The 17,617-nt window shown below is 63.9% G+C and carries 16 protein-coding genes; 6 read left to right on the top strand and 10 right to left on the bottom strand.

Annotated features, from left to right (window positions below; all coding sequences use genetic code 11):
- Nucleotides 1-39: 39 nt before the first annotated feature.
- Complete coding sequence (locus tag BSY16_RS18075; RefSeq protein WP_069060951.1) at nucleotides 40-1,671, top strand: FGGY-family carbohydrate kinase; 1,632 nt, start codon at nucleotides 40-42, stop codon at nucleotides 1,669-1,671.
- A gap of 27 nt (nucleotides 1,672-1,698) precedes the next feature.
- Here the strand turns inward: BSY16_RS18075 and treY are convergent, their stop codons facing one another.
- From treY to treZ, 3 genes are all read right to left on the bottom strand, one after another.
- Nucleotides 1,699-4,320, bottom strand: coding sequence for a malto-oligosyltrehalose synthase (treY, locus tag BSY16_RS18080; RefSeq protein WP_069060952.1), 2,622 nt, complete (start codon nucleotides 4,318-4,320; stop codon nucleotides 1,699-1,701).
- Nucleotides 4,321-4,391: 71 nt separating this feature from the next.
- Entirely contained in the window at nucleotides 4,392-4,763 is a 372-nt protein-coding gene (locus tag BSY16_RS18085; RefSeq protein WP_069060953.1) for a CBS domain-containing protein, read from the bottom strand.
- Between the two features lie 60 nt (nucleotides 4,764-4,823).
- Nucleotides 4,824-6,605: a malto-oligosyltrehalose trehalohydrolase gene (gene treZ / locus BSY16_RS18090; RefSeq protein WP_069060954.1), complete on the bottom strand. Its 1,782-nt coding sequence runs from the start codon at nucleotides 6,603-6,605 to the stop codon at nucleotides 4,824-4,826.
- Between the two features lie 220 nt (nucleotides 6,606-6,825).
- Here treZ and glgX point away from each other — a divergent pair, with 220 nt between their 5' ends.
- Nucleotides 6,826-8,910: a glycogen debranching protein GlgX gene (glgX, locus tag BSY16_RS18095; RefSeq protein ID WP_069060955.1), complete on the top strand. Its 2,085-nt coding sequence runs from the start codon at nucleotides 6,826-6,828 to the stop codon at nucleotides 8,908-8,910.
- A 10-nt stretch (nucleotides 8,911-8,920) separates the two neighbouring features.
- Complete coding sequence (locus tag BSY16_RS18100; protein ID WP_069060956.1) at nucleotides 8,921-9,970, top strand: DNA topoisomerase IB; 1,050 nt, start codon at nucleotides 8,921-8,923, stop codon at nucleotides 9,968-9,970.
- A 43-nt stretch (nucleotides 9,971-10,013) separates the two neighbouring features.
- Here the strand turns inward: BSY16_RS18100 and BSY16_RS18105 are convergent, their stop codons facing one another.
- From BSY16_RS18105 to BSY16_RS18120, 4 genes are read right to left on the bottom strand one after another with little or no spacing between them, the layout of a single operon-like run.
- Entirely contained in the window at nucleotides 10,014-10,286 is a 273-nt protein-coding gene (locus BSY16_RS18105; protein ID WP_069060957.1) for a DUF2934 domain-containing protein, read from the bottom strand.
- A gap of 28 nt (nucleotides 10,287-10,314) precedes the next feature.
- Nucleotides 10,315-10,575, bottom strand: coding sequence for a DUF982 domain-containing protein (locus tag BSY16_RS18110; RefSeq protein ID WP_150130062.1), 261 nt, complete (start codon nucleotides 10,573-10,575; stop codon nucleotides 10,315-10,317).
- Between the two features lie 2 nt (nucleotides 10,576-10,577).
- Entirely contained in the window at nucleotides 10,578-10,970 is a 393-nt protein-coding gene (locus tag BSY16_RS18115; RefSeq protein WP_069060959.1) for a CBS domain-containing protein, read from the bottom strand.
- A 13-nt stretch (nucleotides 10,971-10,983) separates the two neighbouring features.
- Nucleotides 10,984-11,190 carry a hypothetical protein gene (locus tag BSY16_RS18120; protein ID WP_069060960.1) on the bottom strand — a complete coding sequence of 69 codons (207 nt, stop codon included), beginning with the start codon at nucleotides 11,188-11,190 and terminating at the stop codon, nucleotides 10,984-10,986.
- A 125-nt stretch (nucleotides 11,191-11,315) separates the two neighbouring features.
- Here BSY16_RS18120 and BSY16_RS18125 point away from each other — a divergent pair, with 125 nt between their 5' ends.
- Both BSY16_RS18125 and BSY16_RS18130 read left to right on the top strand, forming a co-directional pair.
- Entirely contained in the window at nucleotides 11,316-12,098 is a 783-nt protein-coding gene (locus BSY16_RS18125) for an SDR family oxidoreductase (RefSeq protein ID WP_069061615.1), read from the top strand.
- Between the two features lie 78 nt (nucleotides 12,099-12,176).
- Entirely contained in the window at nucleotides 12,177-13,688 is a 1,512-nt protein-coding gene (locus tag BSY16_RS18130) for a malonate--CoA ligase (RefSeq protein WP_069060961.1), read from the top strand.
- Here the strand turns inward: BSY16_RS18130 and BSY16_RS18135 are convergent.
- Nucleotides 13,685-14,569, bottom strand: coding sequence for a LysR family transcriptional regulator (locus BSY16_RS18135; protein ID WP_286157152.1), 885 nt, complete (start codon nucleotides 14,567-14,569; stop codon nucleotides 13,685-13,687). The two genes, BSY16_RS18130 and BSY16_RS18135, sit on opposite strands and share 4 nt — an antisense overlap.
- Before the next feature lie 107 nt (nucleotides 14,570-14,676).
- On the opposite strand from BSY16_RS18135, the gene BSY16_RS18140 reads away from it, so the two are divergent.
- Entirely contained in the window at nucleotides 14,677-15,870 is a 1,194-nt protein-coding gene (locus tag BSY16_RS18140; protein ID WP_069060962.1) for a cyanate transporter, read from the top strand.
- 40 nt (nucleotides 15,871-15,910) lie between these two features.
- Here the strand turns inward: BSY16_RS18140 and BSY16_RS18145 are convergent, their stop codons facing one another.
- Nucleotides 15,911-16,747 carry a bifunctional allantoicase/(S)-ureidoglycine aminohydrolase gene (locus BSY16_RS18145; RefSeq protein ID WP_069060963.1) on the bottom strand — a complete coding sequence of 279 codons (837 nt, stop codon included), beginning with the start codon at nucleotides 16,745-16,747 and terminating at the stop codon, nucleotides 15,911-15,913.
- A 75-nt stretch (nucleotides 16,748-16,822) separates the two neighbouring features.
- The gene (locus BSY16_RS18150; RefSeq protein ID WP_210187416.1) at nucleotides 16,823-17,413 is read right to left on the bottom strand and encodes an ankyrin repeat domain-containing protein; all 591 of its coding nucleotides are present in this window, start codon (nucleotides 17,411-17,413) and stop codon (nucleotides 16,823-16,825) included.
- Between the last annotated feature and the right edge of the window lie 204 nt (nucleotides 17,414-17,617).

The following is a 17,617-nucleotide window of genomic DNA, read 5'->3' on the forward strand; positions in this document are numbered from 1 at the left end:
CGCCCGCATCAAACATTTCTGATTGCAGGCGGTAGACCCATGAGCAACATTTCCTCCGCACGCCCCGCGGGCGGCGAACGCTACCTTGTCGGCGTCGATGTCGGCACGGGAAGCGCCAGAGCCGGCCTGTTTGACCTCACCGGCCACATGCTGGCCTCGGGAAAACGCGACATTTCGCTGTTCCGCGCGGCGGGCGCGATGGTCGAACAGTCGAGCACCGAAATCTGGGCCGCAGTCTGCGCCGCCGTGCGCGAGGCCGTCGGCAAGGCAGGTGTTGCACCCGAGCAGATCGCCGGCATCGGCTTCGATGCGACCTGCTCGCTGGTCGTGCTCGGCAAGGGTGGTGCGCCGCTGCCGGTCGGCCCGTCGGAGGATCCGGAACGTAACATCGTCGTCTGGATGGACCATCGCGCGGTCGATCAGGTCGAGCGTATCAATGCGCAGGGCCACGAGGTGCTGCGCTATGTCGGCGGCCGCATCTCGCCGGAAATGGAGACACCGAAGCTGCTGTGGCTGAAGGAAAACCGCCCGCAGGTTTTCGACGCAGCCTGGCAGTTCTTCGACCTCGCCGATTTCCTCACTTGGCGCGCAACGGGCGATCTTGCCCGCTCGACCTGCACGGTGACCTGCAAATGGACCTATCTGGCGCATGAGAAGCGCTGGGACCCCACCTATTTCCACGGCGTCGGCCTCGGCATTTTGGCGGACGAGGATTTTGCCCGTATCGGCCAGCATGTCGTCGAGCCGGGTACGCCACTTGGCAACGGCCTGACGGAGCAGGCGGCGGCAGACCTCGGCCTTGCAGCCGGCACGCCCGTCGCAGCCGGCATGATCGATGCCCATGCGGGCGGCATCGGGACCGTCGGCGTCGATGGCCCGCCGGAAAACAATCTCGGTTACGTCTTCGGCACGTCCTCCTGCACCATGACTTCGACCCATGAGCCGGTCTTCGTGCCAGGTGTGTGGGGACCGTATTTCTCGGCGATGGTGCCGGGCATGTGGTTGAACGAGGGCGGACAGTCGGCGGCTGGTGCGGCGATAGAACAGCTCCTCTCCTTTCATCCCGCAGCTGGCGAAGCGTCTGCATTGGCAAAGACGCGCGGCGTCTCGCTCCCTGTCCTGCTTGCCGACCTGGCATCTGAAAGGGCTGAAACGCTCTCCGCCGTTGTTGCCTTGGCAGACGGCCTGCACGTCGTACCCGAATTCCTCGGGAACCGTGCACCCTTTGCCGATCCGCATGCCCGTGCAGCCATTGTCGGTCTCGGCATGGAGCGCGGCCTCGACAATCTGGTCTCGCTCTACATCGCCGGGCTCTGCGGCATCGGCTACGGCCTTCGCCAGATCATCGAAACGCAGGCAGCGGCCGGCGCGCCGATCGACAAGATCGTCATCAGCGGCGGTGCCGGCCAGCTCGATCTCGTCCGCCAGCTTCTCGCCGACGCGACGGGAAAACCGCTGCTTGCGACGAAGGCGGAGGAGCCGGTTCTGCTTGGTGCTGCCATTCTCGGCAGTGTGGCTGGCGGGGCTTTTTCGGATGTCCGCGCGGCGATGGCAGCACTTTCGGCGACGGATCGCACCTACTACCCAGCCAGCGGCGATACGGTCGCCCTTCACGCAAGGCGCTACGATGCTTTCACGCGGCTCCAGGCCTTGGCGCGGGAAATCCGCTAAAGCGATCCCGCTTCGGCTGAACATGCTCTAGTCGCTGAGAAGCAGGGCGACCGGTTCGGATGCGAGGGCTTCGGCAAGCGGAAGTTCACGGCCAAGCGTCAGCGTGCGACCGTCCAGGACGGACCGTACGGCGCGGCCCTCGAAAGCCGGGGGAAGCAAGAGCGAGATACCGAATGCCGCGTCATCCATCAGGCACAGCGCATTCGGCAGCGTCCTTCCGAACGTCAGCCGCGGGACGATCGTTATGGCAAAAGCCTCCGGCGTGCCGCGCAGGAAGGCCAGTGCCTGTTGGTCGCCATCGGAAAAGCCGAGCGGCATGTAGGGTCCGGTGAACAGATCAGAGCGCTCGTTTCGCGCGGCGAGCACGGTGGCGGCCAGCCATTGTTTGTAGTCCATGAAATGCGTTCGATAGGGCTGGGGTTTCTCCGGCACACGCAGAGAAACGACATCGAGCAGGGGCCGATTGTCAGGATCAACAAGCGAAAAGTCGCTGCGCTCGCTGCCCTGATAAATGTCGGGAATGCCCGGCGCCGTGAGCTTGATCAGCGTTTGAGCCAGTGAGTTCATCAAGCCGGCATTGATGAAGGGTGACAGGGTTTCGTTGAAATCGTCGAGAAATGCATCGTGCCGCAGCAGGTCGTCGACGAAACCGGCCGCCTTTTTTTCATAGTCGATATCCGGCGCGGCCCAGTTCGAGCCGATCTTCGCTTCACGCAACGCCTTTTCGATATACGCCTTCATCCGTTCGCCAAGCACACCGATTGCCGCAGGATCGTCAAGTCCGCTCGTCGGCCAGATGCCGGCGAGCGCCTGATAGATCAGCCATTCCACATCAGGTTCCGGAACCTGCCGTTCGCCATGCGACCGACGAAACCGGGCATTGAGCGAGGACCAGCGTTGTGTCGCGGCGATCCACCGGTCCGATGCCTCGCTCAGCGTGTACAGGCGTGCGCGGGCATCCTCTCCCCTTTTGGTATCGTGGGTCGAGGTCGCCGACAGGCTGTGTGGCAGCGCTTCCGCGCGCGCCTGCATGGCAGCGTGGAAGGCTGCGGGGCCGCCGGTCGACTTGCCCGGATCGCCGCCGACCTCGTTCAGCGCGATGAAGGCGTTTTCGCGGTAGAAGAGCGTGTCCTCCAGCGCCTTGGCCATGATCGGGCCGGTGAGTTGCTGGAAGCGGGTGCGAAATTCCACGCAGTCGGGCATCGTGTTGCAGGTCTTGTCGTCGGCGAGCAGCTCCCAGATGAAATCGATCGCCTCGCGGACCTCCGGGCGCACGCCCTCCTGCGCGTCGAGCCGTGCCGATGCCAGAAGCTGGCGGTCGCGCTCGGTGATGCCGGTCGTCGCCGTCAGGTAGGTGCGGTAGACGGGGAGCGCGATGATCAGGGCGCAGATCGCTTCCGCAAGCGTGCTGCGGGAGAGGTCGGCATTGGCGTGGTCGGCCATGCCTTTCGCCAGGAGCGTGACGCGGCGGACCTCGCCCGTGAAATTGTCCGAGAGCATCTGCCGCTTGCTGGCCCGCATCTCCTGCCCATAGTTTCCCCGGTGCTCCTCGCCCTTCAACGGTTGGAAGGCCTGCGCCAGCCGGCCGCCTTCACGTTCATCGACCAGCGCATCCGCAAGGGCTGTGATGAATTCGTAGCCCGTCGTGCCTTGGACAGGCCATTCCGTTGCAAAGGGTTCGCTTTTCTCCAGGATCTTCTCGACGACGATGTAGACATCCGGGCCAACGGCGGTGCGCAGGCGCTCCAGATAGCCCTGCGGATCGGCAAGGCCATCGATATGGTCGATGCGCAGGCCATCCACCGTGCCGTCCTGCACGAGGTCGAGGATCAAGCGGTGGCTGTCGTCGAAGACGTGTTGTTCCGCGACGCGCAGCCCCACGAGGCCGGCGATTTCGAAGAAACGGCGGTAGCTGAGATGACGGCTTGCCGTTCTCCAGTCCGTCAGACGCCATGGCTGTGCTGCGTGGATGGCAGCCATGCGGGTGGGATCGGCGGAAACGGCGGCGAGGTGTCTTTCCAACGCGGGGCGCGCGTCCGCGGGCGTCAGCGCGGACGAAAGGATCGTCTTGCCGTCCGGGTCGCTCTTCGGATCTGCCGTGATGGCGAGGGTGTCGTAACCGTCCAGCACATCCCGGTAGGTTTGCGGATTTAGCGGATAGACGCTGTCGTAATAGCGGAGTGCGAGCACGTCGCGTTCTGGATCGAGAGCGAGGCGGATGGCGCCTTCGGACAACTCCTCCTCGAAACCCTTGCCCAGGAAGGGAAGCGTTAGTTTCTGCGACCAGTCGATATCGAAATGGTGCGAAAAGGGGCTTTCCGCACCCCATGTCACCACGCTGCGCCACCAGGGATTTTCCAGGCTCGCGGCCATGTGATTGGGAGCGATATCGAGGATGAGACCGATGCCGCGTTCATGAAGAGCGCCGGCAAGCGCACGCAGGCCGTCAAGGCCCCCGAGGGCAGGGTCGATTTCGTCCGCCCGGGTCATATCATAGCCATGGGTAGACCCGGTGGCCGCAGTCATGATGGGCGAGGCATAGAGGTGGCTGATGCCCAGTTCACAGAGATAGGGCACAAGTTGACGCGCCCTCCCGAAGTCCATGCCGTTTCGGAACTGGAGGCGATAGGTCGAGGCGGGATATGTCATAAGGCCCTGGGAGTGCGGGTTTCAGCCGCGCCCTAAACGCATATCATCCCCATTTGTTCCATCGGGCTGATTTACGCCCCATGTCGTGTGAAGTCGGTCCGCGAAACGACGCCCGTCAGCCGTTCCTGCCGGTCGAGCACGGCAAGGCGGCGCAACTGCAGGGTCTGCATGTTGCTCAACACGCCGTCCAGTTCCTCGTCGTCGTAACAGTAGGTGATGTTGCTCGTCATGATGTCGCTGACCTTGGTGGTTCCGGCGTCGAGACCCGGTGCGACGGCGCGAAGGATGATGTCGCGATCCGTCAGGGTGCCGACAAGGCCGCTGGCGTCGGCGACCGGCAGGAAGGCGATGTCCCACTGCGCCATCAGCCCTGCGGCATAGTGCAGGGTTTCCTCCGGCCGCACGAGATGGACATTGCGGGTCATGATGTCGCCGATGAGCATGGGGACCTCTTTCTGACAATTGTTTCAAGAACAGACGAACGTGCCATTGGTTCCATCGCGCTAAGGTCGGGAACGGTCGATGGCGACGATGATCGACGGGCCGGCTGCGGTGCCATTGGAAACCGCAAAAATCGTCTCGCCTTCCATCGCCGGCCACGGCGTCTCTTTCTTCGCAAAGTTTGCGCGAATGCCGAGCGTTGCCTCATGGAAGCGCCAGTCCACGGCTAAAATGCCGTCTTCCGCGGGCAGGATATGTGGCACGGCCGTTCCCGGGCCGGCGAGCAGCGGCACGACATGCTCCCGGCGAAGCCGGATCAACTCCCTGACGAAATCCGTCTGTCGCCTGCCGTCGGGGGACATCGGGCGGGACCAGTCGAGTTTCGAGCGCTGAAAGGTGTCTTCGGCGCCGGGATCCGGCAGGTCGTGCACGGTCTTGCGCTCGGGCATGCCGCCGAATTTCTCCGCTTCTGCCTTGCGCCCCTGCTTTACCGCGTGGGCAAGCTCTCCTTCGAAATCGGTGAAAAAGAAGAACGGCTGCTGCTCGCCGAATTCTTCGCCCATGAAGAGCATCGGTATCGGCGGGGCAAGCAGCAGAAGGGCCGTCATGACATTCAGAAGCATCGGATCGGTGAGGACCGACAGCCGTTCGCCGAACGCACGGTTGCCGACCTGGTCGTGGTTGTGCAGGAAGTTGACGTTGACCTGTGGCGGCAGGCGGTCCTGAGGTGCCGGCCCGACCCGATCCTGCGTACGATCCGCGTGCACGAACCCCATGGCAGTCGCCGTCCGGAGCACATTGTCGGTGTTTTCCGCAAAGGGTGCGTAGTGGCCCTGGCCCTCTCCGGTCGCGATGATGTGCAGGGCATGGTGGAACTCGTCGTTCCAGCCCGCCGTGTAGTGATGCACGATTCCATCATCCCGGTTCAGCAGGCTTTTGCGGCTCGTCTGGTCCTCGACGACGAGATGGACTGGACGATGCGGCATGGCCTGCCGGACGGTCTCGGCCAGTTCGATCAGCATATGTCTCTCGCTGTCGTCGACGATCTGTTCGGTTGCGTCGAAGCGCAGGCCATCGAACCGGTAATCGATGAGCCAGTGCAATGCATTTTCGATGAAATATCGCCGCACCGGCTCCCTTTCGAAGGCGAGCGCGGCACCCCAGGGTGTGTGGCGTTCGGGGTGAAAGAAGGCGGGCGCGATGCGTGGCAGGATGTTTCCGACCGGGCCGAAATGATTGTAGACGACGTCGAGCAGGACCATGATGCCATGGCCGTGGGCGGCGTCGACCAGCGCCTTCAAGTCGTCCGGAATGCCGTAGGCCGTATGCGGCGCGTAGTGCAGAACGCCGTCATAGCCCCAGCCGCGTTTTCCGGCGAAGTGGGCGACGGGCATGATTTCGATTGCCGTAATGCCGATATGGCGGAGATGCGGCAGGCGGTCGATGGCGGCCCGGAAGGTGCCTTCCGGCGTGAATGCACCGATATGCAACTCATAGGCGACCGCTTCTTCCCACGGGCGCCCCGTCCACCCGGTATTGCTCCAAGCATAGCCGTCATGATGGACAAGGGTGGATGGTCCCTCGACGTCGTCCTCCTGGGCGTGGGAGGCGGGATCGGGAATGTCTGTGCCGTCAGAAAGCCGGAAACTGTAGGTGTCGCCCGGGTGGACAATGTTGGTTTCAACCATATGCCAGCCGTCGCCGTCCGCCTGCATTGAAATCTCCCGTGCACCCGCAAGGAGGACGATCCTCTTCTCGGCGGGTGCCCAGAGACGGAACCGCACCCTGCCATCCGCCAACACGCTCGGGCCCCAGGTTCTTGGCGTCGGTGACGGCTGTGTCATCGGCTTCCTCTGTGCGGGTCAATCACAAGCGGAACCGGCTGGCTGTGAAAAAGTTCCGGAACAATCCGGTTCTTTTCGCGTTGCACCATCGCTTTCTCGGGCCGCGATAAAGATGCCTCCCGTTCTTTCGACGAAGGTTCGTCGTACCGGCGCGATGAAGCGATGGCGATGACGGCCCTCGTTCCGACGGCGCGTTGCTCGACCGAAGGGGACAGACCGCATGAGCTATTCGTTTTCCGAACTCGATTTCATGAAGCCGGAGCTTGGCGCCGAATTCACCGGGGAGGGCACGCATTTCGCGGTCTTTTCCGCCCATGCGGAGCAGATGGAACTGTGTCTCTTCAGTGAGGACGGCAAGGAAGAGACCGCCCGCCTGCCGCTGCCCAAGCGCGAAGGCGACATCTGGTCCGGCTACATTGCCGGCCTGAAGCCCGGCACGATCTATGGCTACCGCGCCCACGGCCCCTATGACCCGAAAGCAGGCCACCGCTTCAACCCGAACAAGCTGCTGCTCGACCCCTATGCCAAGCAGATCCTCGGCGAAATCCAGTGGGACGACGCGCTCTATGGCTACCGCATCGGTGACCCGGCGGAAGACCTGTCCTTTGATGAGCGCGACAGCGCGCCCTTCATGGTGAAGGGCGTGGTGCAGGATCCGGACTTCGACTGGGCGGGCGACGCGGCGATCCGCCGGCAATGGACCGAAACGATCATCTATGAGGCGCATGTGCGCGGCATGACGATGACCCATCCCGGCGTGCCGGAAGAGCTGCGCGGCACCTTCATGGGCATGGCGAGCGATCCCATCATCGAGCATCTCGTCGATCTCGGTATTTCCGCCATCGAACTCCTGCCTATCCAGTACTTCCCGGATGATCGTTATCTGCTGGAAAAGGGCCTGCGCAACTATTGGGGTTATCAGACGCTCGGCTTCTTCGCGCCGCAGCCGCGGTTCCTCTCCGGCCGCGCCGTCACCGAATTCAAGACCATGGTCAAACGCTTCCATGCCGCCGGCATCGAGGTGATCATGGACGTCGTCTACAACCACACCGCCGAAGGCTCTGAGCGTGGACCGACGCTGAGTTTCCGCGGCCTCGACAATCTGAGCTACTACCGCCTGTCGCCGGACGACCTGCGCCACAGCTACGACACGACCGGTACCGGCAACACCGTCAATATCGCCCATCCCATGGTATTGCGCATGGTGCTCGACAGCCTGCGCTACTGGGTCGGCGTCATGCATGTCGATGGTTTCCGCTTCGACCTTGCCAGCACGCTCGGTCGCACCCGGCATATCGAGTTCGATCGTGACGGTACGTTCTTCGATGCGATCCGGCAGGACCCGATGCTGTCCGGTGTGAAGCTGATCGCTGAGCCCTGGGACGTGGGTGACGGCGGCTATCAGGTCGGCGGTTTCCCGCATCCATTCCGCGAGTGGAACGACAAGTACCGCGACGATGTGCGGCGCTTCTGGAAGGGGGATGGCGGGCTGGTGTCGGATGTTGCGGCTCGGCTGGCCGGTTCTGCACCGCAGTTCAACCATTCGGACCGCGGCGCCACCTCGTCGATCAACCTCTTAAGTGCCCATGACGGCTTCACGCTGATGGACACCGTCTCCTATGACGGCAAGCACAATGAGGCGAATGGCGAAGACAACCGCGACGGCCATTCCGACAACCATTCGCACAATATGGGGGCCGAGGGCCCGACGGAGGACCAGAACATCCTCTCCGCCCGTGCCCGCCGCCGGCGCAACATGATTGCGACGCTGATGCTGAGCCAGGGTGTGCCCATGTTGCTCGGTGGCGACGAACTCGGCAACAGCCAGAACGGCAACAACAATGTTTACTGCCAGGACAACGCGATCGGCTGGACCGACTGGAGCGGTCTTGACGATCCGTTCCTCGCCTTCTGCAAGGGGGCGATCGCCTTCCGGAAAGCCCATCCGGCGCTGCGGCAGGAACGGTTCCTCACGGGCGATCCCGCAGAGGACGGCACGATCGACATCGCCTGGTACAAGCCCGATGGCGCCTTCATGGATGACGGTGCCTGGGAAGACGGTAATCTGCATGCGCTCGGCCTCTTCGTGTCGAAGCCGGCGAATGGCGAGGGGCCGGACCAGTTGTTTATCGTCGTCAATGCCGGCGGCGATTGCCAGGTGAAGCTTCCGGAGGTGAACGGCATCAAGGCGTGGACGCGCGTGCTCGATACGGGGGCCGAGGATGATGCCTTCGCCCAACATCCCGCCGAAGGCGCCGCCACGGTCTATGGCGCCAGCGTCGCCGTCTTCGAAGCGGTGGGGTGATCTGCCCGACATGGCACCGGACAACCTCACAGCAACCGGTCTTACTTATGTCTCCGACAGCGAGCCCGGAATCCGGCGCCAGCGGTCCGGCCGCAGTTTTTGTTATCGCCTGCCGGACGGCTCTCTCGTGCGCGATGGTGCGCTGAAGGCGCGCATCGCCGGGCTTGGCCTGCCGCCGGCCTATGAGAATGTCTGGATCTGCCTCGACGGCAACGGCCATCTTCAGGCGACGGGCTACGATGCGCGCGGGCGCAAGCAATATCGCTATCACCCGGACTGGCAGGCGCTGAAGAGCGGTGACAAGTTCGACCAACTCATCGCCTTCGGCCGGGCGCTGCCAAAGCTCCGGCGCGCGGTGCGGCGGGATCTCGACGGCACGCCCGGCGCGGTCGATACGATGTTGGCGGCGATCACCGTGCTGCTTGATGAGGTGCAGTTGCGGGTTGGCAATCGGACCTATGTGCAGGAGAACGGGACCTATGGCGCGACGACGCTGTTGAAGCGTCATGTCTCGCTGGCCGATGGGCACATAGAGCTCCGCTTCGCGGCCAAGGGCGGCAAGCGGGTGCGTCGGACGCTGAAACACCCGCGCCTCCAACGGCTGCTTGAAGACTGTGCCGATCTGCCGGGGCGCCAGCTCTTCGTCTGGAAAGACGAGACGGATCTGGTGCGGCCGATCGATTCCGGCCGGCTCAACACCTATCTCGCCGATATTTCCGGTATTGCCGTTTCTGCCAAGACATTCCGGACCTGGGCCGGCAGCCTCGCCGCCTTTTCGCTGGCGCGTCATGCGATAGATGCAGGCGACCGGCCGACGATCAAGGGGATGTCGACGGCGGCGGCAGACGTTCTCCAGAACACGCCGGCTATCGCGCGGTCGAGCTACATCCATCCCGACATCATCGCACTTGCCGAAACGCCTGAGACCCTGCGGCTCGCACTGCGCCGCCCGACCCTGAAGGTAACCGGGCTACGCTCGGAGGAGGAGCGATTGTTGCGCTTCCTCGAAAGTCGGCGAAACGCCCGTCGCCGGGCATGCAGGAACATGCCAGAGAAATAGGGTAGTGAAAGCAGGGGCTTTGGGGGCTTGCGAAATGCCTCGGCTAGCTCGTTTCGATTGTGGACGGAAGACTCCGTGTTGCTTTCCTGTGGAAGCGTGCACCGCGGGCGAGGTTGACGGCCGCACGCGTCGCATCGTCGGCCTCATCCGAATTGCGTCTTTTCCTGAGATGCTCCGGCAGAGCGACCTTCTCGAGTTCGGCACGTTCACGTGCCGCCTGTTCCCAATGTTCCTGGTCCTTGCCGTGCGGGCGGCCGTTCGCCTCCCACAGGCCATAGGCGCGTTTGCTGATCCATTCCTGGCGGTCTTCGTTCACGGCGGTGTCCCTTCGAGGTGGCGACGGTCTATGCCGCCGTCCACGAGTTCACACGGAAATCGGCTTCCTTTGCCGCTTCGATGAAGGCCCGGCGGGCAAAGGCCGGGTCGTCGTCGCTGGTCAGCCCCTGTTCGCAGACGCTTTTCGCCGTCAGCGCCGCAGGGCCATCTTCGATCGGCCAATGGTTCTTCAGGCAGAGAAGAGCGTCGCGCGTGCTTTGCACATGAAGCACCCGCTGGTCGCCCTCAAGCACGACGGCCTCGTCCCACAGCCGGTCAGTCGCAAAGATCGTCATTGCACGCCCTCCTGCGCGGGTTTTTCGGCCGGCAGGTCGACAAGGCTGACAATGCCGACGACACGCCGGTCGTCATTCACCACCACGAGGCGGCGCACGCCGAAATGACGCATGCGGGCCGCGATCGTCGCCGTGTGATCGTCTTCGTTACACACTTCAGGTGACACGGTCATGAATTCGGCAATCGCCGTCGAGGTCGAGAGCCCTTGGGCCAGAACCGATGCGACGATGTCGCGATCGGTGATGATGCCGACAATGGCGCCGACGCCGGGCACTTCGACCGGCAGGGCGCCGACTTCTGTTTCGAGCATCAGCCGGGCGGCCGACTGGGCGGTGTCGTTGGGAGATACCGTCACGATCTGGGCGGACATCACGTCCTTCACACGCATCTGGCCGCTCCCTTCAGAGCCGGCCGTTGACGAGGCTGCGGCCGTTCGGCGTTGCGGGCACGACCACTTCGTCCCTGTTCGGCTGGTTGAGCGGCAAGTCAACCTGGTGCGGGACGATCACCTGTGGTTCCCAGGCGTTGCGGCGTTTGCGCGTGTCGTTGGGTATGGCATTCGGGATGGCAGCGGGTTTGCGGGCAAGCGGCTTCTTCTTCTGGCGCACGTCGAACTCCTGCGAACTGGCTTGGTGTCTTGAACAAACGCGAAGCCCTCCGCTTGGTTCCGCAAAATCGGGAACGGATTTGCCTGCCAGGCATTCCTGTCGAGCCGTAACGGATGGAGGTGCCGATGCTGTTTGCAGGAAAGGTCGTCCTCGTCACCGGTGCGGGCTCCGGCATCGGCAAGGCCACGGCGCTGGCCTTCGCCCGTCATGGCGCAAGCGTCGGCGTCCTGAGCCGCACCACGCAGGAGGTCGAGGCCGTTGCGAAGGAAATTCTCGAGCTTGGAGGTGCTGGGCTCGCGCTTGCGGCGGATGTGGCGGACGAAGATTCCATGCGCCGTTCGGTCGAGCACCTCGCCGACGCGTTCGGTGGTCTCGACATTGTCGTCGCCAATGCGGGCATCAATGGCGTCTGGGCGCCGATCGACGATTTGAAACCGGCGGAATGGGACGAGACGATTGCCGTCAACCTGCGCGGCACGTATCTGACGCTTCACCTGACGGTGCCGCACCTCAAGAAGGCGGGGAAGGGCGTCATCGTCGTCGTCTCCTCGATCAATGGCACGCGCACCTTCACGACGCCGGGCGCCACCGCCTATTCCGCCACTAAGGCGGCGCAGGTGGCGATGGTGCAGCAATTGGCGCTGGAGCTTGGCAAGGCCGGGATCCGCGTCAACGCGCTCTGCCCCGGCGCAATCGAGACCCGCATCGACGAGAACACGGAGCAACGGGGTTCCGACGAAACCGGCATTCCTGTCGTTTGGCCGGAGGGTGACATACCAGTCTCGCACGGCAAGCCCGGCATGGCCAGCGAGGTCGCCGACGTCATTCTGTTCCTCGCCTCTTCCAAAGCGCGGCACATTACCGGCACTCCCCTGTGGATCGACGGTGGACAGGGCCTGCTTCGCTGATTCCTTTCTGCTTTTTGCCTCTGGTATCCTCGCCCGGCGATGTGACAATGTGCGGGCGAACGGGAGAGGAGATCATCCATGGCCAACCATCTTTTCGACGCGATCCGGGCGGCTGCGACGCCGGAGGCGGTCTTCATCGAGACGGCCGAGGGACGGCGGTGGACCCATGGCGATATGATCCGGTTCTCCGGGCAACTCGCTGGCGCGCTCAGCGCTCGGGGCGTGCAGCCGGGCGACCGGGTGGCGGTCCAGGTGGACAAGAGCCCCGAGGCGCTGATGCTCTATCTCGCCTGCCTGCGTGCCGGCGCGGTCTATCTGCCGCTCAACCCGGCCTATACGCTGGCGGAGCTGGATTATTTCATCGGCGATGCGCAGCCGCGCCTGGTGGTCGTCGATCCGAAATCCGAAAAGGGTATCGCGGCGATCGCGCAAACCCATGGCAGCGTGGTCGAGACGCTGGATGCGACCGGCGGCGGCAGCCTTCTCCAGCGGGCAGGCGGCGAGGCGGCGGATTTTGCCGATGCGGAGCGCGGCCCGGATGATCTGGCCGCGATCCTCTATACGTCCGGCACGACGGGGCGCTCCAAGGGCGCGATGCTGACGCATGACAACCTGCTCTCCAATGCGCTGACGCTGCGTGACCATTGGCGCTTCACCAGCGCGGACCGGCTGATCCACGCCCTGCCGATCTTCCACACGCATGGCCTTTTCGTCGCCTCGAACGTGACGCTGCTCTCCGGCGCCTCGATGTATCTGCTGCCGAAATTCGATGCCGACCAGGCGCTCGGGCTGATGGAAAACGCGACCGTGATGATGGGAGTGCCGACCTTCTATGTCCGGCTCGTGCAGCACCCGGGCCTGACACGGGAGGCAACGGCAGGGATGCGGCTCTTCGTTTCCGGCTCGGCGCCGCTCCTTGCCGAAACCCACCGCAGTTTTGCGGAAAAGACCGGTCATGCCATCCTCGAGCGCTACGGCATGACCGAAACCAACATGAACACCTCCAACCCCTATGATGGCGACCGGATCGCCGGCACGGTGGGTTTTCCGTTGCCCGGCGTCTCGCTTCGGGTCACCCACCCGGAGACCGGCGCTGCCGTGCCGGATGGCGAGACGGGCATGATCGAAGTGAGGGGGCCGAACGTCTTCAAGGGCTATTGGCGCATGCCGGAGAAGACCGCCGCCGAGTTTCGCGCCGACGGTTTCTTCATCAGCGGTGACCTCGGCAAGATCGATGAGCGCGGCTACGTCCACATCGTCGGGCGCGGCAAGGACCTCGTCATTTCCGGCGGCTACAACATCTATCCGAAGGAAGTGGAAACCGAGATCGACGGCATGCAGGGCGTCATCGAAAGCGCGGTCATCGGCGTACCGCATCCGGATTTCGGCGAGGGCGTGACGGCTGTCGTGGTGCGGGCGAAGGGCTCTGCGCTGGATGAGAAGGCCGTGCTCGATGGGCTGAAGGACCGGCTGGCGCGCTACAAGCAGCCCAAGCGCGTGCTCTTCGTCGACGACCTGCCGCGCAACACGATGGGCAAGGTGCAGAAGAACGTCCTGCGCGAGACCTATGCGGATCTCTACAAGGCCTAATCCAGCCGGGCAAAATGCCGTTTGAGGATGTCGAGCACCTCGCTTGCCAGTTCCCCGACGATGCCGTTGCGTTCCCAGGCATAGAGCGAGGCGACGACCGGCGGTTCCGCGCCGAAATCGGCAAGCTGCTTGACCCGCCACCCCTTCGTCGCGTCGATCGGCAGCAGCGAGAGGCCGAGGCCGGCCTCGACGGCCATCAGCACGTTGCGCAGGCTGGCGGAGGTGAAGGCGACGTACCAGCGGCGGCGCTCGCGCTCCAGCCGTTCGGACATGGCATCGCGATAGAGCCCGCCGGGCGGAAAGGTGACGAGCGGCGTCGGGTCGGGCAGGTCGGGCGCCGCATCCATTGCGGTGAACCAGGCGATCGGTTCCTCGAAGCTCGCCCAGCTGTCGGCGCTCGGCGTGTCCTCCTTCAACACCACGATGTCGAGTTCGCCGGCGCGGTAGCGGCGGTTGAGGTCGGCGCGCAGGCCGGTGGTGACGTCGAGGCGTGCTTCCTTGTGGCGTTTGGTGAAGGCGGCGAAGGCACGGGCCATTTCCGGCGTGGCGATGTCATCCGGCATGCCGATGCGCACGGAGGTGGTGCCGGAGGTTTCCGCCACCAGCGTCAGCGCTTCGGTCTGGAGGGCGAGGATGCGGCGGGCGTGGCCGAGCAGGCGTTCGCCCGTAACGGTCAAGCGCACCGGCCGCGCGGCGCGGTCGACCAGATCCCGCCCGATCGCCTCCTCGAGCCTTGCGATCTGCTGGCTCATGGTCGATTGCGTCATATGCAGGCGATCGGCGGCAGCCGTGAAACTCCCGGCGTCGGCAATTGCCACGAAGGCCCGAAGCAGGCGCGGGTCGAGCACGACATCTCCATCGAAAATCAGAATAGTCAGCATCTAAACATCTAATTTGCGCATGATTCAAGCCGGTGATAGCGATAGGCACGATCGGCAGGCCCCCACCCTGCCGCGAACAGGCATTTTCAGCACGAGAGTCAATTCTGATGGATACCGTTGAGGCGCGCGCTGACCGCGATTGGGCAATGCTGGCATTGGTCGTGCTGATCGGGCTCAACCTGCGTCCCTTTCTCGCTGCCCCGGCACCGATCCTCGCCGAGATCGTCGCGGATACCGGTCTCGGCTATGGCGGTATTGCGATGCTCACCCTGCTGCCGATGTTCCTGATGGGGCTCGGCGCGTTCATTGCGCCCGGCCTTCAGGTGAAGCTCGGCGCGCGGCGCGGGCTGTTGATGGCACTCTGCATCCTCCTGTTCGGTTCGGCGCTTCGCCTCGTCGCCGTGGACGGGGTGTCGCTGATCCTGACGGCGGCGCTCTGCGGCATCGGCGTCGCCTTCATCCAGGCGGCCTTTCCCGGCATCATCAAGGCACGCTTCCCAACCCAGGTGCCGGTTGTCACCGGTCTCTATTCGGCGATGATCATGGCTGGCGGCGCCTTCGGTGCGCGGCTGATGCCGGTGTTGGTGCATGCCGGTTTCGGCTGGCGGGCGGCACTCGCCTGGCTGGCGCTGCCGGTCGTCATCGCGCTCGCTGCCGCCTGGCGCATCCTGTCCGATGTGCAGTCGAGCAAGCCGGACGGCACGCTGACGCGCCAGCTTCTCAGCCGGCCGCGCACCTGGGTGCTGATGGCGGCCTTCGGGTTGATCAATGCCGGCTACACTTCAATGATTGCCTGGCTTGCGCCCTACTACCAGGCGCAGGGTTGGAACAGCACCGACAGCAGTGGCCTCGTCGCCATCATGGCGATCTGCCAAGCCGTTGCGGCGCTGGGCCTCCCGATTTTCGCGCGCGGGAATATCGACCGCCGTCGCTGGCTGTGGCTGACCATTGCGTTCCAGGCTATCGGCTTTTTCGGCCTTGCAGGCCTTCCCGACCTGGCTCCGGCGGTCTGGGCGGGGCTTTGCGGCGCCGGCCTCGGTGGCAGTTTCGCGCTTGCCATCGTCACCGCGCTCGATCACCTGCCGCGGCCGGAACAGGCCGGCGCGCTTGCCGCGCTGATGCAGGGTGGCGGCTTCCTCATCGCTGCCATCGGTCCCTATGCGATGGCAGTGCTGCACGATTGGACGGGTGGTTTTGCCGCCGGCTGGGCGTTGCATCTCGGCTGCGTGCTGGTGACGGCGCTGCTCTATCTGCGCTTCGATCCGCGATCCTATCCGGACGCGATGCCGTTACCCTCATGAAAAAACCCGCGCCGGTGGGGCGCGGGTTTCTAAGCGGATTTTAGCGGCGGGAACCGAAAGGCTTCAGCGCCATGTGGCGGTTGACGTCCTTGTAGAGCAGATAGCGGAACGGGCCGGGGCCACCGGCATAGCAGGCCTGCGGGCAGAAGGCGCGCAGCCACATGAAGTCGCCGGCTTCGACTTCCACCCAGTCCTGGTTGAGGCGGTAGACGGCCTTGCCCTGCAGCACGTAGAGGCCGTGTTCCATGACATGGGTTTCGGCAAAGGGAATGACCGCGCCGGGCATCAGCGTGACGATCGTCACATGCATGTCGTGGCGAAGGTCGTTGGGATCGACGAAGCGCGTCGTCGCCCATCCGCCATTCGTGCCGGGCATTTCCGACGGCTTGATGTCTTTTTCGTTGAGGATCAGGGGTTCCGGATGCGGAAGTCCATCGACCGCCTCATAGGCCTTGCGGATCCAGTGGAAGCGGGTATGGGCGCCCGAACGATTGTGCAGCGACCATTTCAGGCCCGGCGGCAGAAACGCATAACCGCCCGGCTCGAGCGTGTGCTTGCCGGTCGGCAAGGTCAGTTCCACCTCGCCATCGACGACGAAGAGCACGCCCTCGGCGTCCGGGTCCTGCTCCGGCCTGTCGCTGCCGCCGCCCGGCGCCACTTCCATGATGTATTGCGAAAACGTCTCGGCAAAGCCGGAAAGCGGACGCGCAATGACCCAGCAACGCGTGTCGTTCCAGAAGGGCAGGAAGCTCGTGACGATATCCTGCATGGTTCCCTTCGGAATCACCGCATAGGCCTCGGTGAAGACGGCACGCCCGGTCAGGAGGTCGCTCTGCGGCGGATGGCCGCCAAGGGAGGAATAGTAGCTTCTTTGCATCGTCTCAGGCCCTTTGTCTTGAGTGTTTCCGGTGTTTCCCGACGGATTTCTCTTCCGCCTTGTTCGTGAATGGCGTCACTTCGCGCCTGCTTTTTCCAGGAGTGCGACCATCTCGCCAAAGCCGCGGCCGCGCGCATGCTGGAGCGGCGTCACGCCGTCATCGTCGGCGAGATTGACGTTGGTCCCGGCCTTGATCAGGAGATCGACGATCTGGACGTGGCGCTTTCCTCCGTCGCCGAGGATGATCGCCTCCAGCAGCGCCGTCCAGCCGAGCCGGTTGACATGATCGACCTCGATACCGGCCTTGATCAGCGTGTCGACCGTCTCGACATGGCCGCGTTCGGCGGCCGGGATGAGGGCGGTGCCGCCGTAGCGGTTGATGCTCTTGAGGTCGGCGCCGTGGGAAAGCGTCAGTTTGAGGATGTCGAGGTGCCCGCGTGCGCCAGCATAGAGATAGGGACTGTCGCTGATGGCGTCCTTGGCATTGACGTCGGCGCCGGCCTCGATCAGTGCGCGGGCGGCGTTCACGCGGTTGGCATGCGTGGCGACGAGCAGGGCCGTCGCGCCGCTGCCGTCCCGCGCGTCGATTGCCACGCCTTTGGCCAGAAGCGCTTTGATGGCAACGGCGTCGTCGGCTGCGGCAGCCTTGTGCAGGTCGAGGGTCATGGCATTGTCTGTAGCAAGAAGGGGAGATGCGAGCGCGGTCAGGAAGAGCCAGGCCGAGAGCAGGACGAGTTTCAGCATGCGGATCCCGTTGGTTATGGTCTTAAATTAACAGCGGCCTGCGGCATTAGGAAATTAAATGTGCAAATCCCTATCATTCAGAAGTTGGAATTCATGTGAGGGGCCGGCTATAAGCCGAAAGGGCCA

The sequence above is a fragment of the Sinorhizobium sp. RAC02 genome (assembly GCF_001713395.1).
Taxonomy (GTDB): Bacteria; Pseudomonadota; Alphaproteobacteria; order Rhizobiales; family Rhizobiaceae; genus Shinella.

Excerpts from the sequence above, each read along its gene's own strand:
- BSY16_RS18125 (WP_069061615.1), top strand. The coding sequence starts at position 11,316 with ATGCTGTTTGCAGGAAAGGTCGTCCTCGTCACCGGTGCGGGCTCCGGC.
- BSY16_RS18075 (WP_069060951.1), top strand. The coding sequence starts at position 40 with ATGAGCAACATTTCCTCCGCACGCCCCGCGGGCGGCGAACGCTACCTT.
- BSY16_RS18100 (WP_069060956.1), top strand. The coding sequence starts at position 8,921 with ATGGCACCGGACAACCTCACAGCAACCGGTCTTACTTATGTCTCCGAC.
- treZ (WP_069060954.1), bottom strand. The coding sequence starts at position 6,605 with ATGACACAGCCGTCACCGACGCCAAGAACCTGGGGCCCGAGCGTGTTG.
- treY (WP_069060952.1), bottom strand. The coding sequence starts at position 4,320 with ATGACATATCCCGCCTCGACCTATCGCCTCCAGTTCCGAAACGGCATG.
- BSY16_RS18115 (WP_069060959.1), bottom strand. The coding sequence starts at position 10,970 with ATGCGTGTGAAGGACGTGATGTCCGCCCAGATCGTGACGGTATCTCCC.
- BSY16_RS18140 (WP_069060962.1), top strand. The coding sequence starts at position 14,677 with ATGGATACCGTTGAGGCGCGCGCTGACCGCGATTGGGCAATGCTGGCA.
- BSY16_RS18150 (WP_210187416.1), bottom strand. The coding sequence starts at position 17,413 with ATGACCCTCGACCTGCACAAGGCTGCCGCAGCCGACGACGCCGTTGCC.
- BSY16_RS18145 (WP_069060963.1), bottom strand. The coding sequence starts at position 16,747 with ATGCAAAGAAGCTACTATTCCTCCCTTGGCGGCCATCCGCCGCAGAGC.
- BSY16_RS18130 (WP_069060961.1), top strand. The coding sequence starts at position 12,177 with ATGGCCAACCATCTTTTCGACGCGATCCGGGCGGCTGCGACGCCGGAG.
- glgX (WP_069060955.1), top strand. The coding sequence starts at position 6,826 with ATGAGCTATTCGTTTTCCGAACTCGATTTCATGAAGCCGGAGCTTGGC.
- BSY16_RS18135 (WP_286157152.1), bottom strand. The coding sequence starts at position 14,569 with ATGCTGACTATTCTGATTTTCGATGGAGATGTCGTGCTCGACCCGCGC.
- BSY16_RS18085 (WP_069060953.1), bottom strand. The coding sequence starts at position 4,763 with ATGCTCATCGGCGACATCATGACCCGCAATGTCCATCTCGTGCGGCCG.